Origin of the sequence: Methanobrevibacter sp., from assembly GCF_045120835.1 — an archaeon.
Lineage (GTDB): Archaea > Methanobacteriota > Methanobacteria > Methanobacteriales > Methanobacteriaceae > Methanocatella.
The window spans coordinates 32050-51021 of record NZ_JBGVFE010000043.1 but is presented as its reverse complement, the minus strand read 5'-3'; the positions used below and the strand labels follow the sequence as shown (position 1 = coordinate 51021).

Annotated in this window: 18 protein-coding genes; 13 read left to right on the top strand and 5 right to left on the bottom strand. The window is 36.7% G+C overall.

The features are described 5' to 3' along the window. Positions 1 to 202: 202 nt before the first annotated feature. Positions 203 to 1117, bottom strand: a complete 915-nt coding sequence (locus ACJMLO_RS04885; protein WP_405294475.1) for a carbohydrate kinase family protein — start codon at positions 1115 to 1117, stop codon at positions 203 to 205. Positions 1118 to 1279: 162 nt separating this feature from the next. Continuing rightward, entirely contained in the window at positions 1280 to 2149 is an 870-nt protein-coding gene (locus ACJMLO_RS04880; RefSeq protein ID WP_405294473.1) for a LysR family transcriptional regulator, read from the bottom strand. A gap of 57 nt (positions 2150 to 2206) precedes the next feature. On the opposite strand from ACJMLO_RS04880, the gene hxlB reads away from it, so the two are divergent. Beyond that, positions 2207 to 2797 (top strand): 6-phospho-3-hexuloisomerase, encoded by a 591-nt coding sequence (gene hxlB, locus ACJMLO_RS04875; RefSeq protein ID WP_405294471.1) that lies wholly within the window; start codon positions 2207 to 2209, stop codon positions 2795 to 2797. Here the strand turns inward: hxlB and fdhD are convergent. After that, positions 2789 to 3538 carry a formate dehydrogenase accessory sulfurtransferase FdhD gene (fdhD, locus tag ACJMLO_RS04870; RefSeq protein ID WP_405294469.1) on the bottom strand — a complete coding sequence of 250 codons (750 nt, stop codon included), beginning with the start codon at positions 3536 to 3538 and terminating at the stop codon, positions 2789 to 2791. The two genes, hxlB and fdhD, sit on opposite strands and share 9 nt — an antisense overlap. Positions 3539 to 4171: 633 nt before the next feature. Here fdhD and ACJMLO_RS04865 point away from each other — a divergent pair. The 3 genes from ACJMLO_RS04865 to ACJMLO_RS04855 all read left to right on the top strand — a co-directional run bounded on the left by ACJMLO_RS04865 (position 4172) and on the right by ACJMLO_RS04855 (position 8447). After that, a complete protein-coding gene (locus tag ACJMLO_RS04865; RefSeq protein WP_405294467.1) occupies positions 4172 to 4978 on the top strand; it encodes a formate/nitrite transporter family protein in 807 nt (268 codons plus the stop codon). Positions 4979 to 5058: 80 nt separating this feature from the next. Continuing rightward, on the top strand, positions 5059 to 7224 hold the full coding sequence (gene fdhF / locus ACJMLO_RS04860) for a formate dehydrogenase subunit alpha (protein ID WP_405294465.1): 2166 nt from the start codon (positions 5059 to 5061) through the stop codon (positions 7222 to 7224). Positions 7225 to 7241: 17 nt separating this feature from the next. Then, positions 7242 to 8447, top strand: a complete 1206-nt coding sequence (locus ACJMLO_RS04855; RefSeq protein WP_405294463.1) for a Coenzyme F420 hydrogenase/dehydrogenase, beta subunit C-terminal domain — start codon at positions 7242 to 7244, stop codon at positions 8445 to 8447. Between the two features lie 76 nt (positions 8448 to 8523). On the opposite strand, the gene moaA is transcribed toward ACJMLO_RS04855, so the two are convergent. Together moaA and mobB are read right to left on the bottom strand one after the other, a co-directional pair. Next, positions 8524 to 9456: a GTP 3',8-cyclase MoaA gene (gene moaA, locus ACJMLO_RS04850; protein ID WP_405294461.1), complete on the bottom strand. Its 933-nt coding sequence runs from the start codon at positions 9454 to 9456 to the stop codon at positions 8524 to 8526. Further along, on the bottom strand, positions 9449 to 10489 hold the full coding sequence (mobB, locus tag ACJMLO_RS04845) for a molybdopterin-guanine dinucleotide biosynthesis protein B (RefSeq protein ID WP_405294459.1): 1041 nt from the start codon (positions 10487 to 10489) through the stop codon (positions 9449 to 9451). Before mobB ends, moaA begins: the two co-directional genes overlap by 8 nt. Before the next feature lie 464 nt (positions 10490 to 10953). On the opposite strand from mobB, the gene ACJMLO_RS04840 reads away from it, so the two are divergent. The 9 genes from ACJMLO_RS04840 (at position 10954) to ACJMLO_RS04800 (ending at position 18953) form a co-directional block, all read left to right on the top strand. Further along, complete coding sequence (locus ACJMLO_RS04840) at positions 10954 to 11145, top strand: 4Fe-4S binding protein (RefSeq protein ID WP_405294457.1); 192 nt, start codon at positions 10954 to 10956, stop codon at positions 11143 to 11145. Between the two features lie 15 nt (positions 11146 to 11160). Beyond that, on the top strand, positions 11161 to 12174 hold the full coding sequence (fwdF, locus tag ACJMLO_RS04835) for a tungsten-dependent formylmethanofuran dehydrogenase subunit FwdF (RefSeq protein WP_405294455.1): 1014 nt from the start codon (positions 11161 to 11163) through the stop codon (positions 12172 to 12174). A gap of 439 nt (positions 12175 to 12613) precedes the next feature. After that, positions 12614 to 13072, top strand: a complete 459-nt coding sequence (locus ACJMLO_RS04830; protein ID WP_405294453.1) for a 4Fe-4S binding protein — start codon at positions 12614 to 12616, stop codon at positions 13070 to 13072. Next, positions 13065 to 14162, top strand: coding sequence for a tungsten-dependent formylmethanofuran dehydrogenase subunit FwdF (fwdF, locus tag ACJMLO_RS04825; protein WP_405294451.1), 1098 nt, complete (start codon positions 13065 to 13067; stop codon positions 14160 to 14162). Before ACJMLO_RS04830 ends, fwdF (ACJMLO_RS04825) begins: the two co-directional genes overlap by 8 nt. An 8-nt stretch (positions 14163 to 14170) precedes the next feature. Next, positions 14171 to 14401 carry a ferredoxin family protein gene (locus tag ACJMLO_RS04820; protein WP_292743149.1) on the top strand — a complete coding sequence of 77 codons (231 nt, stop codon included), beginning with the start codon at positions 14171 to 14173 and terminating at the stop codon, positions 14399 to 14401. Positions 14402 to 14413: 12 nt separating this feature from the next. Beyond that, positions 14414 to 14983 carry a molybdopterin dinucleotide binding domain-containing protein gene (locus ACJMLO_RS04815; RefSeq protein WP_405294448.1) on the top strand — a complete coding sequence of 190 codons (570 nt, stop codon included), beginning with the start codon at positions 14414 to 14416 and terminating at the stop codon, positions 14981 to 14983. Further along, positions 14973 to 16349: a formylmethanofuran dehydrogenase subunit B gene (locus tag ACJMLO_RS04810; protein WP_405294446.1), complete on the top strand. Its 1377-nt coding sequence runs from the start codon at positions 14973 to 14975 to the stop codon at positions 16347 to 16349. The genes ACJMLO_RS04815 and ACJMLO_RS04810 overlap by 11 nt, the downstream gene beginning before the upstream one ends. A gap of 7 nt (positions 16350 to 16356) precedes the next feature. Continuing rightward, positions 16357 to 18075 carry a formylmethanofuran dehydrogenase subunit A gene (locus ACJMLO_RS04805; RefSeq protein ID WP_405294523.1) on the top strand — a complete coding sequence of 573 codons (1719 nt, stop codon included), beginning with the start codon at positions 16357 to 16359 and terminating at the stop codon, positions 18073 to 18075. 2 nt (positions 18076 to 18077) lie between these two features. Beyond that, the gene (locus ACJMLO_RS04800) at positions 18078 to 18953 is read left to right on the top strand and encodes a formylmethanofuran dehydrogenase subunit C (RefSeq protein WP_405294444.1); all 876 of its coding nucleotides are present in this window, start codon (positions 18078 to 18080) and stop codon (positions 18951 to 18953) included. The last annotated feature ends 19 nt before the right edge of the window (positions 18954 to 18972 follow it).

Here is an 18972-nt window from a genome sequence, read left to right as displayed (position 1 = left end):
CAAATTTATTTTATAAATTTCTCATTTTAATTTGATAATTTCTTATTTTAATTTAATAGTATTTAAATTAGTAGGATTAATTCTAATTCCAACTTTATTGATATAAGTCAAGTTTTTTTTAAAAAAGAGTAATTTTTAAGCGACAATAATAAAAATAAATTAATTTTGAGAAAAATAAAGTAAAATTGAAAAAATAAAAGAATTAATAAAATTCGTTCATTCTTTCAAAGGCTTCATCAAAAGTAGGCATATTGGTTTGACAGCCTTGATGCTCAATAATAAATGATGAAACTGAGGATGCAAATTTTGCGGATGCTTCAAGTGATTCTCCATTTAGGAATCTTGATAAAAATCCTGCCCTATAGGAATCTCCGGCACCGGTTGGGTCGATAGCTTCCCTTTCAATTGCATCGATAATGATTTTTTCTTCATTGGAATAAATTTCGCTTCCCATTGCACCGCAGGTCTTAACGATTATTTTAGGGCCTATTTCTCTTAAACCGTCCAAATCAACTTCAAGCGCATTGAGGATTCTTTCTATCTCATGATGATTTCCAAACAGTATTGTGGTGTTTTCAATTACATCCCTTAATTTTTTGGTATCGTACATGCCCAAATCTTGGCCAGGGTCAAATGAAACGAGCAAATCCTCATTTTTTGCTTCCTGTGAACATTTCCAATTGAAATTAGGGTCTCCTGTTGCCAAGTGAATTGCTTCGGCATCTTTAATTGCAGACACTGGCACTTTGCTTTCTGCAAATTCACGTGCAGCACCCCAGTAGAAATAGCTGATCTGGTCGTCATTGTCGTCGGTCAGGACAAATGCGGTAGGTGTTGCTTCACCGGGAACAATAATTAGTGATTCAGTGTCGATACCTAAATTTTGCATATGTTCATAGTATTCACTTTTTTTGAAATCTCCGCCAACTGCTGAAACGAGTGAAGTTTTTAATCCTAATTTTGCACCAACACAAGCTACATTTGCAGCTGCACCACCATTAAAAGTTTTCATTTTTGTTATTGGAGCTGAAAAATTAGCTTTTGGAAATTCAGGCACTCTAATAATGTAATCATGAGCAGAGTGACCAATTGCTAGTAAATCTCTGTTTTTCGCCATAATATCGCCTTTTTATTTTTCAATAATATATTGTGTTTCATCATTATTTAATGTTTTGAAAGTTCACATTCGCACACATGTGGACTTTCACAAAAACACAAGTACTATAGTATTATATAATAATTTAATAATCTCATTTTGCCGAGAGCATGTGATAAGTAATCATCCCATTGGAGTAAAACCTTCTTTTTCAATGGAATTTTGCCCTTCATTGAGTAAAAATCTGATGAATTCATCGACTTCGGCCTTGTCTTCGTTAACTTTAATGACGCTAATTACATGCTGGGTATCATACTTTAACAGTTCATTTCCATTAAAATAACTGGCATTTAAAAATGTGTATAGATTTTCGGAATTTTTAACGAGCTTGAAGGCATCAAACTGTGAATTGACACTTTCCTTTATATTGTATTCAATGTCATAATGCCTTAAGCTGTTCCAGGCAAGCCTTTGGGCCGAACCGTTAACATTGACGAAATCAAGCCCCTCCAAATCAGAAATGCTTTCAATGTTCTTTGATTTTGGGCCTGAAACCAAAACAAGATAATCATAGGCTATAGGCATAAAGTTGATGTCCCTTTCATAAGCAATTAATGGGTCATCCAGTGTTAGAATGTCGACAGCGCCCCTTTTGGCAAGTTCAAATGCATCCTCATCGCTGCTGCTGTAGACGTTGATGTTGAAGGGAGTTTCAATGCTTTCCAAAAGTCCTGTACTGATGTGTCCTCCTACGATATTGATGTTTGAAGTCTTTTCTATTTGAATAATATACTTCCGGAATTCCTCAAGCAGGCTCAATCCTTCGGAAGTAAGGACGGTGCCGTTTCCAACTTTTTTGGTAATTTTGACGCCTAATTTATCTTCTGCTTTCAGCAATCTTCTGTTAAAAACAGTATGTGAAATGTTTAGTTCTTTTGCTGATTTTCTTTGTGATTTTGTACGATTCAGAGAATTCAGACTTTGATATAGCTTATAGTCATAAATTTCACCATCAATCTTCAAACTGATTAACCCTTCGCTATCGAATTTCATTAATTATATATAAAATTGTAATCATAATTAATAATATTGATTTGTGGGTTAGATAAAATGGAAATAATGAAAACCTCTATTAAGGCTATATTGGATAATATAGAAAGTGCACAAGACTTTTTGGATGAAGATTCAATTGATAAGTTTGAAGATATAATTATAGGAGCCAGAAACATTTTCGTTACTGGAGCCGGAAGATCAGGACTTGCTGCCAAGGCATTTGCAATGAGACTGATGCATTTGGGGTTAAGTGCCTATGTTGTAGGCGAAACAATATCTCCAGCTATTTATGCCGATGATGTGATTGTCGCTATTTCAGGTTCCGGTGAAACAAATACCATAGTTTCAGCTGCTAAAATTGCTAAAAATAGAGGTTCAAAAGTTTTAGCTTTAACATCTTATCCAGATTCCACTTTAGGTCAATTGGCCGATACATTTATCCTTGTTAAGGGGAGAACCAAAAAGGAAGTTGACGATGAAAACTATATGAAACGTCAAATCCATGGAAACTACACTTCTCTAACTCCTTTGGGTACAGCATTTGAATTGACTACCTTGGTGTTCCTGGATGCCATTGTTTCCGAGCTGATGGAGAAAATGCATCAAACAGAAAGTGACTTGAAAGCAAGGCACACTGTTTTAGAATAGAATTCTGTTCTGATTATTATATATATTACAGCGTTGGCCTCTTAAAAAGCCGACTAAAGTAATATTTCCTTTTTTTGCAATGTTATATCCGGAATTTGCAGGAGCTGCGTTTGATGCAAGAATCGGCACTCCCGCACGGGTCATTTTAATGACCATGTCTGCAGGCATTCTTCCGCTGTAGATTACATAGGAATTTGCCAAATCAAAGTCATTGAGTATTCCATAGCCTATAACCTTATCAACAGCCACGTGACGGCTAACGTCTTCTTTTACTACAAAATTATCCTTATAGACAATTCCAGCAACATGTGTTCCTCCTGTGGTCTGCCAGATTTCAGCATTGTCCTTCAGCTCTTTTATTCTTGATATCAGCTCATGAACATCCACCTGGAAATCGGAGTTTACCGGATTGACATGTTTGATTTTGCTTCTCCAGCCCCCTGCAGAATCTGAACACAGTACGGTTTCGTTTGTTTTAAGAAGGGTATCATCAATCTCAACATTGATCTGCACGCCGTCAATTTCTATTTTTTTAATGTCCTCCAGAGTTTTCACCATGTTTTCATTAAAGAGATATCCGACTGCAAATTCTTTGAGGGAGTCTTCGATTGCTGATAGGCTACGTGAAATATCTCCATTTATTGTAAGGGTAATTGTTTCATCTTTTACTACTTTTTCCTTTGTGTTTATCGCTTCATCATTTTTGAAGTTTATTGCATCAATTTCCTCTATTTTCATCATTTCACCTGAATAATAAATATATATTACATCAGATATAAGTCTGATTATTTAATGAAACATTATGATATGTTAGGGTATTGTAGTTGCCGTAGATATAATTTTTTTATAAAGTTATACTTTTGTTTAAATTATTCTTCAACTTATTATAAATCCTAAATTTAGGTTAGGATAAATATTTTTAGCTTTTAGATTTTTTTACTCGAACGATTTTGTTCTTTTATACTTTAAGATATTCTTAATTGATGTGTATTTTTCATCATTTTCGCAAAAAAGCATCGATTTAAAGGATAATTCATATTGATATTTTTTTCATTGAATATTAATATAATTTATTTTAACTTGTTTTTTTTAAAATCAACGATTTTTTAGATTCAATAGTGTATATTATGATTGATTAAAACTTAGATTTTTAAAAAAAGAGAAATTTAACGATGTGTAGGTAATCCATCATGATTTATCATTACATTAATTATTACTAATTTTTAGTATTTAAATATTTCTTTTACGTCCTAATGATAAATCCTTTTTATATATTAAATACTAATATAGTATCATAATACTATTTGAACTAATTGTGGGATTCATTCAGTATTATAAAAAATTAATTAAAAGGGAATAAAAGAGGTTGATAAAATGAGTTCATCATTTAAAAGTCCAGTAGATACTGCGAAAGCAATTTCCGCAACTGCTGGAGCAAAAAACTCAGCAAAAATCAGTAATGTAGTATTGCTCTCCTTCTTAGCAGGAGCATACATTGCATTTGGTGGTTTATTAGCTGTAGTAGCAAGCGCTGGCATGCTTAAAGCAGGCGCTCCAATAGGTTTAGAAAAATTCGTATTCGGTGCAGTGTTCCCTGTAGGTTTGATCATTGTAGTTCTCGCAGGATCAGAACTTTTCACTGGAAACGTAATGTTTATGACCATCGGTGTTTTAGACGGTTCCGCATCTGTTGGCGGTCTCGCTAAAAACTGGGTATTAAGTTGGATTTTCAACTTTGTAGGTGCTTTATTCGTAGCATACGTTTTAGCTTTCATGGGAGGAATTACTCCTACTGACACAACCGCACCAGCTTATGCAATTTCCGCAAAGGCAATCGCCGTAGCAGAAGCAAAAGTTACCATGCCATTCGATGTAGCATTAATTAAAGCTATCGGTTGTAACTGGCTTGTTTGTTTAGCTGTATGGTTAGCTAACGCATCTGACGATATCATTGGTAAAATTGTCGGTATTTGGTTCCCAATTATGGCTTTCGTTACCATTGGATTTGAGCACAGTGTCGCAAACATGTTCTTCATACCATTAGGTATGTTCTTAGGTGCTGAAGGTGTAACCTGGGGTACTATCATCATCAACAACTTAGTACCTGTAACTATCGGTAACATCATCGGTGGAGGAATCTTTGTAGCATGTATCTATTGGTACACCTACTTAAAAGGATAAGCTAGTAAATCAAATTAAAGAAGCTTTTCAAAGCTTCTTTTTTTATATATTATAATAAAAAATATTTTGGAGATTATAAAATGGTTGAGATTAAATACGTACCAACAATCTGTCCATACTGTGGTACTGGTTGTGGACTCAACTTCGTTGTAAAAGACGAAAAAATTGTTGGTGTAGAACCTTTAAAAAGACACCCTGTAAACGAGGGTAAAGTATGTCCAAAAGGAAACTTTGGATACCAATTTATTAATAGGGAAGACAGATTAACTACTCCTTTAATAAAAGAAAACGGTGAATTCAGAGAAGCATCATGGGACGAAGCATTAGACCTTGTTGCTAACAAACTCAAAGAAGTATCTGACGAAGATCCAAACAAAGTTGGATTCTACGCATGTGCTCGTTCACCAAACGAAAACATTTACATTACTCAAAAATTAGCAAGAGTAGCTTGTCAAACTCAAAACGTAGACCACTGTGCACGTATCTGTCACGGTCCTACCGTAGCAGGTTTGGCTAACACTTTCGGTTCCGGTGCTATGACCAACGGATTCGACAGTGTCAAAGAAGCTGACTACATTTTCTGTATTGGATCTAACAACATGGAAGCACACCCATTGTTTGGACGTAAATTAATCCAAGCTAAACAAAACGGTGCTAAATTAGTTGTTTTAGACCCAAGATTTACTCCTACTGCTAAAATCGCAGATGAATATGTACAATTTGAAACCGGTACTGACGTAGCTTTAATGAACGCTATGATTAAAGTAATCATCGACAGAGGATTACAAGATGAAGAATTCATCCACTACAGAACCAAAGGTTTCGAAGAAATGAAAGAAACCGTTCAAAAATACACTTTAGAAATGGCTTCCGAAATTACCGGAATCAAACCTGAAGTAATTGAACACTTAGCTATTGATTACGCATCTGCTGACAAAGCTGCTATCGTATACTCATTAGGTATTACAGAACACTCTCACGGTGCTGACAACGTTATGTCCACCGCAAACCTTGCAATGTTAACCGGTAACATTGGTAGACCTGGTACCGGTGTAAACCCATTAAGAGGACAAAACAACGTACAAGGTGCTTGTGATATGGGTGCATTACCTTCCGATTACGTAGGTTACAGAAAAGTTAAAGACCCAGAAACCACAGCATGGTTCAACGACTACTACAGTGGATACGGTTACGAAGTAAACTTACCAACCACTCCTGGTTTAACCTTAGTAGAAATGATGAACGCTGCTCACGCTGGTGACTTAAAAGTATTATACATCCACGGGGAAGACCCTGTACTTTCCGATGCTGACGTACAACACACCAAAGAAGCACTTGAAAACTTAGAAATGTTAGTTGTACAAGAATGTTTCTTAACCGATACTGCACAATGTGCTGACGTTGTACTTCCTGCAGCAGGTTGGGGTGAACAAGAAGGTACCTTCACCAGTGGTGAAAGAAGAGTACAATGCTTACACAAAGCACAAGAACCTCCTGAAGGCGCATGGTTAGATTGGAAAATCATGGAAGAAATCGCAGTTAGAATGGGCGTTCCAAGAGAACTCTTCCACTACGAAACTGCTGAAGACATCTTTGATGAAATCAGAGAATGTGCTCCAATCATGGCCGGTATGAACCGTGAAAGATTAGACACTCCTGAAGCACTTCACTGGCCTTGCCCATCTGAAGACGACCCATGTCAACCATTAATGCACAAAGTAAAATTCGCACACCCTGACGGTTTAGGAATTTTCCAAGCATTAGAACACAAAGGTCCTGTTGAAACTGTAGATGATGAATACCCATTATTATTAACAACTACTAGGATATTGTTCCACTATCACGCAGCAATGACCAGAAGATGTGAAACCTTAAGCAATGAGGTAAAAACAGGATTCATCGAAATCAACACTAAAGATGCTGAAGCAAGAGGAATCTTAAACGGTGAAGTAGTAAGAGCTTTCTCAAGAAGAGGAGAAATCGCAATTCCTGCTCGTGTAACTGATGACATCAGAGAAGGTATTGTAAACATCCCAATGCACTTTGTAGAATGTGCAGCTAACGTATTAACCAACTCCGATTCTTTCGACCCTAAATCCAAAATGGTTGAATTAAAAGCTTGTGCTATTCAAGTAGAAAAACTCCCTGAAGTTCTTGAAATGAAAGGAGAAGTCTACAAAGAAGGTACTGACACTGAAATTAAAGCTGAAAACATGTCAACTACTACCGTACAAGTAGGAAAATAAATAAGGAGTAGATTTAAATGAGCGCAAAAATTAACGATATGTACTACGCATACTCTGCTATTGAAGATATCAAAGAAAAAGGAGAGTACGGTGGAGTAGTTACTACTATCATGAAATACTTATTAGAAGAAGGTATCGTTGACGGTGTTGTTGGTGTAACCCAAGGTCACGATATTTATGATGGTGTTCCAACTCTTATAACTGACCCTGCTGACGTTATCAAAACCGCAGGTTCCATTCACTGTGGTACTTTAAACATTGCTAAATTCGTATCCAAATACTTAGATGGTGCAAGATACATGAAATTAGCAGTCGCATGTAAACCATGTGATGCAATGACCATCCGTGAATTAATGAAAAAAGGAAAAATCATCGAAGAAAACGTCATTATGATCGGTGTTAACTGTGGTGGAACTATGTCACCTGTTCCAACCATGAACATGATTAGAGATGTATACGATTTAGATCCTAAAGATGTTGTCAAAGAAGAAATCGCTAAAGGTAAACTCATCATGGAAACTGCTGACGGCGAAAAAGCTTTCAAAATCGATGAATTAGAAGAACAAGGTATGGGTAGAAGAGAAAACTGTCAAAGATGTAATCTCAAAATACCTTCCAACGCTGACTTAGCTTTAGGTAACTGGGGAGTTATCGGTCCTTTAGCAGGAAAAGCTACTTTTGTTGAAGTATTCACTGAAACCGGTGCAGATGTTTTAGGTAAAGTAATTGACGCAGGTTTAATTGCTACCGAAGAACCAATCGAAAAAGGTATCAAAATCAGAGAAAACGTCAACAACTTCATGCTTAAGGAATCTCAAGCTAAAAAAGAAATTGATTACGCAGGTACTACCGGAGACATTATCGATGTATTCTACAAATACGAAGATGAATTCTCCAAATGTATGAAATGTTACGGCTGTCGTGAAGCATGTCCATTATGTTTCTGTGAAGACTGCTGTTTAGAAGCTGAAGGTCCTGAATGGGTACCTGGTGGATACACTCCTGCAGCTCCATTCTTCCACTTAACACGTTTAGTGCACATGGTTGACGCATGTACCAACTGTGGACAATGTTCCGAAGTATGTCCATGTGAAATCCCTGTAGCTAAAGTATGGAGTACTGTAAACAACAAAGTAAGAGAAATCTACGGATACATCCCTGGTATGGGCAGTGAAGATCCACTTCCATTCACCGACCACGTATCCAAAGCTAAATGGTTATAGGGTTTACCCTATTTCCTTTTTATTTTTTTGCGATGAAGAATTAACAATGTTATATTTCTAATCAAAAAAATAATAATCATTCCATGTTGAACGGTTCACGATTATTAATTCCGGCAATGAAAATTTCTTCCAGTCTTTTCTCACTTTCACCATTTCTGACATGTGATATCAACTCGACCAGATTGTCGTTTCTCAAAAGACATGGTTTGATTTTACCGTCAGGTGTTATCCTCAATCTGGAGCAATTTGCGCAAAAGGTAGAGTTGTCAACCGGTCTTACTATCTCGATTTCTCCACCGTCTATGTAATATTTTTTACGTCCCTGCATAAATTCACGTTCATGAATATCGTCAGCTATATCAGCAAACTCATTTTCGATTTCATCGAGATTATAGTGATAGTCTGCACTGAATTTGTCATCATCACAGTTTTCACTTTCAATCAGTTCAATCAACTGAAGAACAATGTCATTTTCCTTACAGAACTCGAACATGTCATCAATTTCATCCTGATTGACATCCTTCATTATGACCATATTGATCTTAACCGGGTATAGGCCAACCTCAACGGCCTTTAGAATTCCGTTTTTTGCATCTTCAAGATAATCCTTTCGGGTAATGAATTCATAGGTCTTTCTGTTGAGTGTATCCAGACTCACATTCACACGGTCAAGGCCTGCATCCTTAAGACTTTTTGCATATTTGCCTAAAAGGATTCCGTTGGTTGTCATTGAAATGTCTTTAAAATCAAGACTGGCAATTTTTTCAACGGTTTCCACAATGTCCTTTTTAAGCAGCGGCTCTCCACCTGAAAGTCTGATTTTTTTAACTCCGATTTTTTTAGCTATTTTACAGATTGTATACAGCTCATCTGAAGTCATTTCGTCTTTAGACTTTACCATTCCGTCATGATGGCAATACAGACAGTTTACATTGCATCTGTTTGTAAGAGTGATTCTAAGAGAAATAATCGGTCGTTCATATTTGTCTAAAGTGAATTCCTCAAGCATCGCTTTTCACCCTGATTGTTATTTTTCTGATTTCTGAGTCGACCTTTAACGTAGTTATGATTGCATATAGGGTTTCCTTTAAAATTCCCTGTGTAAAATCATTTATTTCAACGTCATGGCCGTTGGTTTTAAGGGTTATGCCGGCGTCACTCAATTCATTTTCAATATCTGTTATTTCAATGTCTATTGTTTTGACGTTGTCTTCAGTTTTGATTGAGCCGACCATTGCCTTTACGGAATTTGACACGATTTTTTCTGTAAAATCATTAATTTCAAGGGATTTGTCATTGATTGAAATGCTGCATTCTGCTTCTTTCTGATTTTGGCCAGTCCTTTCATTTGGAATTACTATTTCAATTTTTCCTATATCCTCCACATCATACTCCCGGAGGTTCAGGGTGTTGATTACTCCGATTACGGACTGTTTTAGATAGTCGCTTACAAACCTGTTGAGTCCGACCACCTTTCCGTCAATTGAGAGATAACTCCACACATCATCCAAATCCTCGACTGTCAGGTTTCCGTTTCTAATTTCACCTGCAATCACTTCACCATTGTTGAAACCGCAGTTGTTTGCAAATAATGTATCGACAATGTCGTGTCCTCTTTTTTCTATCAAATCGGCCAGTTCGCTTACGCCGTCATCATCTATTGTAAAGGAATCGACTTCGGCAATTGTGTACTCGTCCCTTACATTTGGGGATGTAATGATTTTTGGATAGTTGTAGCTTTTATATCCTTCAATAACTACAAAATCATATTCGTCAAAATGCTTTATAAGATAGAGTATCCTGTTTAAATCCATTTCTTTACGGGCATTAAAAAAAGTTGTTGATCCAACACCTACAACAAGGTTTGCACCGGCCTGTTTATGTTTCCAGGTATCCGTATTTTCCTTATCCATTTCAATTGAGTGGTGTGAATGTTTTATGGAAGCTACATTATAGCCCCTTTTTGTCAGCTCTTTGATGACTTTCACTGTCAGTGAAGTTTTTCCCGTATTTTTTTTGCCTACTATGGATACTATCTTCATTTTTCTCCCCCATTATATTATATGTTTTAGTATTAATTATATCTTTTCAATGGATGTGGGGTTATTACACATCATTTTTGAATATCAGGTGATTTTTACAGTCATGTGTAGTTACTACACATAAAATTGGAATTTTTTATTTTCTTAAATCGGCCTGTTTTTAAAGATATTAATTAATCATCGGTAATTTTAACATTTCTTGGAATTTGTAGGGTTAGTGATGAAATGTTATTTTGATAATTAGTTAATTATTTTTAATCATCACTGATAAACTTTATTTATTCTATATATTCTTTATAATTCTTAATTTTTAATAAAAATGTTTGTGAATTTAAATTAGGTACTCCTAAATCTAATTTTTGGCGAATTTTTGGAAATTACGAGAAAATAACCGATATGTTTATATGTACAATTCGAGAAATATTTTAATTGACATTATATGTTAATATATTGGAGGTAGTATTATGGCAGTAAAAATAGATTCAGATGCTTGTGGACACATTGAAAATTGTCCAGTACAAGGATTATGTGTTAAAATTTGTGAACAAGGTGCATTAATTGAGGAGAACGGAGACGTATCCATCATTGCTGAAAAATGTGATGATTGCGATTTATGCATCCAAAATTGTCCAAACCAAGCAATTTCAAAAGCATAAGAGAGGAGAGTTAATATGTTTAATATAGAAAGGGACGGTACCGAGCATCGTGTATTATCCTACAAGGATGCAAATTGTTTGGGTTGCGGTATCTGTACCGACGTTTGTCCGACCGAATCACTTAGATTAGGACCTACAGTCCCTATTGCAAGAGGATTAATCGAAATGGATCTGGTATCTATAAAAGCAGATTCATGTGCATTTTGTGGATTATGTTCTGTAGCATGTCCATTTGGTGCTTTGGATTTAACAATTGACGGTACAAGCGTAAAAGAATTGGATATTTATCCTCACTGGGATGTTGGATCCGATATCAATGACGAGTGTATCTACTGCGGCAGATGTTATGAAGTCTGTCCTCAGGATTCAATCATATTCAAAAGGGAACTTCCTGACCGTTCCGAATTAGTCAGAGGGGAAATTGACATAGATGACGAAAAATGTATCTACTGTTCATTCTGTGCCGATTTATGTCCTGCTGAAGCGATCACTGTTAAAAACGTTCCAACAGCAACCAATGAAGTCGTAAACAATTCTATTGAAGTTGATGTATCTAAATGTATTTTCTGTGGAGTATGTAAAAGGATCTGTCCTGAAAATGCAATCAGGGAAGTCTGTGCCACATGTATGTACAATGATGAAATTGAAGTTCCTCAAGTCACAGGAGATGTATTCATTGTTGACGATACCTGTGTAAGCTGTTCCTGGTGTTCTGAAATATGTCCTAAAGATGCAATTACAATTACAAAACCATTTGAAGGTACATTAGAATTGAATGAAAATGAAGCAGAAGAAAAAATCTGTAAAGGTGAATCCTGTCACGCATGTCAGGATGTATGTCCATGTAACGCCGTTGAAATTGTTGATGGTAAGGCCTCAACCAATTTGGACTTCTGTAACTTATGTGGAGCCTGTATTACTGCATGTCCACAAAACATCAGAGAATTGTCAAGAACCGCTATGAAACTGGATAACATCAATTCCAAATCATGGAATGAAATCCTTGATTCATTGCTTGTTGGCAAATAATCTTAGTTAATCATATTCACCACAAAACTGTCACCATATAACCACCCTTTTTTTTAATTTTTGGTGCATATTTTTTAATTATTTATGTGTAGTAACTACACATTTTTGGTAAACCTAAAAAATATTTCTGATTTTTTCCAATTTCGTAATACTTTTATCATAAATTTTTATTACTTAATTTTGATATTTTTTTTAAATTTTTTCAAATTCAAGCATCTTAAGGATTTTATTTAAGATAAAATTATATTTTCATGTTATTCCGACTAAATGGAATGGATTTACAATGGATTTTTTTAATTTTAATGATTTTACTTAATTTTTAAAAATTTTTTTGTGTAGTATTCCCACAGTAATATAAAAAGCTTTCGACTTAATTCTAGTAGGCAAGTATATTTATATAAGAAAACATAAGTGTTATCATTACACATGGTGGTTTAAAATGCCGAAACATATTGCATCTGGTCTTAAATATTTGGCTGCGGTCAAGTTGAAGGATGCAGGGAAAAGTCATCAGACAATTGCTGACGAGTTGGGTGTTGACCGTTCAACCATTTCACATTATCTGAATGGTAGAAACCTGTCCTGGAACTCAATAGACGTTGCAAAGTCAATAACTGAACTATGTCCCAGAGATTTCCTGAAAATGGCCGAAGCAATATTTGACGAACCAGAACAGAGTCGAAAAATTGTGAATATTTGCAGAGAAAGAGATTTCGAAGTAATTATAGAAGATTCTTGTATTGGTTGCGGCTTATGTGTAAATGCATGTACAATGAAAGCTATTGAATTAGAATCATTGCAAGCCCATGCAGACTCCATACAATGTTGCGGCTGCGAGCTGTGTAGCGACGACTGCCCAACTGATTCTATAAAAATTTTGGAGATTGAATATGATTAGAAATTTAAAAGAGGTTAAAGACAACAACTTTGACATCATAAGAGATGCTGAAGAAGTCAGAAACTTGTCTTTCAATGACCATACCTGTTTAGGATGTGGAATCTGTGAATCAACATGTCCTGTCGAAGCAATTACATTAAATGCAATTGCTGTAGACGCACGTCACAGAATCTCAAACGACATCTACTTCAGTGGTCATGAAAAGATTACACAAAACTTCAAAGATGAATTTGATGTTCAAAGAATAAGCATTGACGAAAGTAAATGTGTATTATGTGGTATGTGCTCCGGATTATGCCCTGTTGATGCATTAGTATTGACTATTGATGGCGTACCAATCAGAGAAATCGATGCATATCCTCACTACAACGCTTTCTCAAAAATCGATGATGATGAATGTATTTACTGTAAAAGATGTGAAATTGCATGTCCACGTGACGCTATTGTCATTGAAAGAATTTTACCAGACCGTGCTGACTTGGTAACCGGTGAAATTGAAGTCGATGACAGCGAATGTATCTACTGTGGAGTATGTCAAGAATTATGTCCTGCAGAAGCTATCGTTGTTGACAAAGAAACCGGAAAAGAATCTATTGTCATTGACAAAGATAAATGTGTATACTGTTTAGTATGTAAAAAATCCTGTCCTACCAATGCTATCAAAGCACTTTGTAGATCATGTTCCTATGGTGAATATGATTTAGACCCTGCTAAAGCAGTAGTAACCGGTAATTCTGTAATCGATTCAGACTTATGTGTATTCTGTGGATGGTGTGAAGGAGTATGTCCAACTGATGCAGCAAAACACAAAAAACCGTTTGAAGGTACTATTGAAGTCGACGATGATAAATGTCAAGCTTGTGGAGCTTGTGTTGATATTTGTGGTTGTAACGCTTTAGCATTCCCAGTATCAAGCGGACCAGGTTCAAGAATGGAACATGTTATCGCTAACAATGAATACTGTGTAAAATGTAAAGCATGTGCAAAAGCATGTCCTAACGGTGCTATAACTGTAACTAGAACCGAAATCGATCACACTCCTATTAATTCAACTACCTGGAAAGAAGCTTTAGACGCAATTAAAGATTAGGTGATTCGATGGAACTTAAAGTTAATCAAGATAATTGTTTAGGATGCGGGATTTGTGTAATCGCATGTCCTGTAAATGCTGCCATCAGTCCGGAAAACGCTGGTGGTAATGGTGCAAAGACTGAAGAAGTTATTATGATGGTAGAAAACGGATTCATCAAACTTTTCAGTCCTGAAAAATGTGAAGAGTGTGGAACATGTCAAATGTTTTGCCCAGTAAATGCTATATGGTTAGAATAGGGGGATAAATCTATGCATTATGCTAATACTTATTTAGAAAAACCTGTAGTACCTGATGTAAAAATTACTGGTGAAGGAACAACCGATGTTTTAAAATGTATGTTAAACACTGGTTCTGACATCTACCAAGGTGCTTGTAAAAAAAGAGGATCCACATTAAAACAAGAGTACAAAAACGCTTCAGGTACTTGTTACATGGATCCAAGAGATATGGCAAAATTAGGTGTAAACAACTGGGATACTGTACTTGTAAAAACCGATTTCGGTGAAGTAGTAGTAAACTGCGCAGTATCAAGAGATGCACCTCACGAAGGAACTGTATTCATTTGTAAAGGACCATGGGCCAACACTATTGTAAGTCACGACACTTACTGCTGTTCAGACCCTACCTACAAAGGAATCAGATGTACTGTCGAAAAAACCGACAGAAAAGTATTACTCATGGCTGACTTAATGAGATGGGTATACAAAAAATACGTTGATGAAGAAGATGACGATGTTGTTGAAAACATGGAATCTTTAGGTGAAAGACCTGTTTATCACGGACGTAAATGGGAGGAGTTGATTGACCATGACTTATGAACCACCTGTAACTGATTACGATTACATTGTTGAAAACTGTACCTGTGCATTCTGTGGTTGTAACTGTGACGATTTGGATTACCTTGTAAAAGATAATCACGTTGTAGCAGTTAGACACGCATGCAGATTAGGAGCAAGTAAAATCATGGAAGATATGGACCAAAGATTAATTGTTCCAATGATTAGGGATGAAAACGGAGAACTTATGGAAGTAGACTGGGATACCGCTTTAGACAAAGCTGCTGAATACATTGCTAATTCCATCAGACCAGTATTCTACGGTTGGTCAGAAACTTCCACTGAATGTATGAAAGAAGGAGTAGCATTAGGTGAATACATCGGTGCAGTATTAGATAACCAAGCTACTATCTGTCACGGACCTTCTCTGCAAGCTGTGCAAAACGCAGGTTACCCTATTCAAACCTTAGGAGAAGTTCAAAACAGAGCAGACGTTGTTGCCTACTCTGGAAGTAACGCTATGAACTCTCACCCAAGACACATGGCAAGATATGCTGTGTTCTGTAGAGGATATTTCAGACAAAGAGGAAGATTCGACAGAACTGTTATTACCATGGACCCTAAATTCTCCGATACCGCTAAATGTTCAGACAAATGGATCGGATTTGAACAAAACGGGGACTACGGTTTCTACAATGCTATTAGAGCAGTTCTCAGAGGAAAAGAATTATACCAAGACGTAATTTCCGGTATTCCTAAAGAAGACATTTACGAATTAGCTGAAGAGATGAAAAACGCAGAATTCGGTGTTCTCTTCTTCGGTTTAGGTTTAACCCACACATTATCAAAACAAAGAAACATTGATATTGCAATTAAAATGGTACAGGACCTAAACAAATACAGTAAATGGGGTCTTACTCCAATGAGAGGTCACTTTAACGTAAACGGATTCAACATTTTCATGGCATTCGAATGTGGATTTGCTTTCGGTGTTGACTACTGTAGAGGTTACCCTAGATATATGTTAGGAGAAACCAACACTATCGATTTATTAACCAGAAAAGAACCAGACTGTTTCATGGTTATTGCAGCTGACCCTGGTGCTCACTTCCCTAACGGAGCAAACCAACACTTAGCTAACATTCCTGTTATTCAAATCGATATTCACTGGGGTCCATCAACCGAACTCGCTGATGTAGTATTGCCAGGTTCATTCATTGCTGTTGAATGTGCCGGTACCAGTTACCGTATGGATGGTGTTCCTATCTACATGAAAAAAGCAATCGACAAACCAGAAACCTGTCGTGACGACGAATGGATTGTCCGTGAATTGAAAGAAAGAGTAATGAAACTCAGAGAAGAGCCAAACGTAGCTCCAAAATATGTGCCAAATCCAAACGCACTATAAAGGTGATATAATGGAATATATTCTTAAAAACGGTATTGTCTACGACCCAGCCAATGAAGTAAATGGGGAAAAGATGGACGTTATGTTCAAAGACGGTATCATTGTAGATAACGTATCTGCAGATGCTAAAGTATTAGACGTTACCGATAAAATAGTCATGCCAGCAGGTGTTGACCCTCACGCACACGTTGCAGGTCCTAAATTAGTAGTAGGAAGATTATACAGACCTGAAGATTCCAGAAGAGGTGTTACTCAAAAAACCAAAGTATTAAGATCAGAATCTGGATTCTCCATTCCAAGTTGTCCTGCAACCGGTTACAGATACTCAAGATTAGGTTACGGTACTGTTGTAGAAGCAGCTATGCCTCCTCTTGAAGCAAAACACACTCACGAAGAAATCGCAACTATTCCACAATTAGATATTCCAGCTTTACCATTATTCGGTAACAACTGGTTCGTAATGGAATATGCAAAAGATAACAATATTGAAGACATCGCAGCATTCGTAGCTGCATGGTTAAAAATATCCAAAGGTTACGGAATCAAAATCGTAAACCCATGTGGAAGTGAAGCATGGGGATGGGGTATGAACGTACACGGTTACAATGACAAAGCACCATACTTTGATGTAACCTCCAAAGAAGTAGTTATCGCTTTAGCAAAAGCAAACGAAATGTTAAACTTACCTCACTCTATTCACATTCATCCTAACGATTTAGGACACCCTGGTAACTACACTACCACTCTCGAAACCATGGATTCTGTTAAAGACATTAAAAAAGGTTCCGGCGCAGCTGAAATCAGAAACCAAACCATGCACGTTACTCACTTGCAGTTCCACTCATACACTGGTAACAGTTGGAAAGACGCTGGATCTGCAGCTCCTGAGCTCGCTGACTACATTAACAAACACGATCACATTACCTGTGACGTAGGTCAGGTCACTTTGGATGAAACCACTACAATGACTGCAGATGCTCCTATGGAATACGACTTATTCAAATTATCCGGTCTCAAATGGACCAACAAAGATATTGAATGTGAAACCGCAGCAGGTATCATTCCATGTATTTACTCAGGTAAAAACCCTGTTAACACATTACAATGGGCTATCGGTTTAGAATTGTTCTTAAGCATTAAAAACCCATGGCAAGTATGTTTAACAACTGACCACCCTAACGCAGGTCCGTTCACCAGATATCCTAGAATCATTTCCTGGTTGATGAGTAACCAAAGAAGAATGGAAATGATTGAAAACAGAGAAGTACACAAATGGGCAGAAAAAAGAACCACTCTTGCAACTCTTGACAGAGAATACGATTTCTACGATATTGCAACTATTACAAGAGCTGGCCCTGCTAAAATCTACGGATTCACCGACAGAGGTGCACTTACTCCTGGATACAGAGCTGACATTGCAGTATACGACATAAATCCTAATGAAATTGATCCATCCAGACAAGCTGCTGATATCGAAAAAGGTTTCGATGTTGCTCAATACACAATTAAAGATGGTCAAATCTTAGTGAAAGACAAAGAAATTGTTAAAGTTAAAGAAAGCCAAAACGTTTGGGTTAACGTAAAAGGATGGGAACAAAACGAGCAAAAAGTTATCGACAACATTATGCCGTTCTTCACCCAATACTACTCAGTCAAATGGGAAAACTACCCAGTACACGACCACTACGTATCCAACCCAATTAGAGTAGACGTTGATGGTAAATAGGGGTGATTATTGTGAAAACAATTACATTTGATCAAATAAAAACTTCTTCAATCGCTTTGGAATTCGATGAATTAATTCCTGATGAAATTTATTCATGGACCGAAGCTGATTTCGCAAAATATCAAGTTCCAATTGGAAATTCAAGATTCCCAATCACTGACTTCTTCAATATAACTGTAGAAGGAGAAGCTAACGGACCTGATGAAGTTGAAATGATTTTAAACGGTGATTTAAACAGAGTAAAATACATCGGTTGTAAAATGAGCGGTGGAAACATCGTATGTAACAGCAGTGTAGATTTACACGTTGGTGCAGAAATGTCTGGTGGTTCCATTCTCGTTAAAGGTAACGCAGCAGCTCACGCTGGAAGAGAAATGTCTGGCGGATACCTTGAAATTGAAGGAAATACCAAAGAATTCACTGGTGCTTCATACATTGGTGAATGGAGAGGTATGACCGGTGGTGAAATCGTTGTCGGAGGTAATGCCGGAAAACAATGTGGTGAATGTTTAACCGGTGGTAAAATCCACGTTAAAGGTAACTGTGATATTTTAGCAGGTATCCACATGACCAAAGGTATTATCGAAATTGACGGTGACGTAAACCGTTGGCCTGGTGGACAAATGAAAAACGGTAACATCATTATCCACGGATTCCTCGGAAGATTACTCGAAGGATTCGTATTGGATGGTATCGTAGTTGATCCTGAAGTGGACGGTATCACTTTCCCAGGTAAATACATTAAATACACTGGAGATATTGGTCTCAACGGTAAAGGTAACCTTTACTTAGGTGCTGAAGCTAACAAAGAAAAATTAGCTACTTACGGCGAATTAGACGACGAATATACTTCAATCAGAGAATACAGGAATTTATAATTCCTCTCTCTTTTTTCTT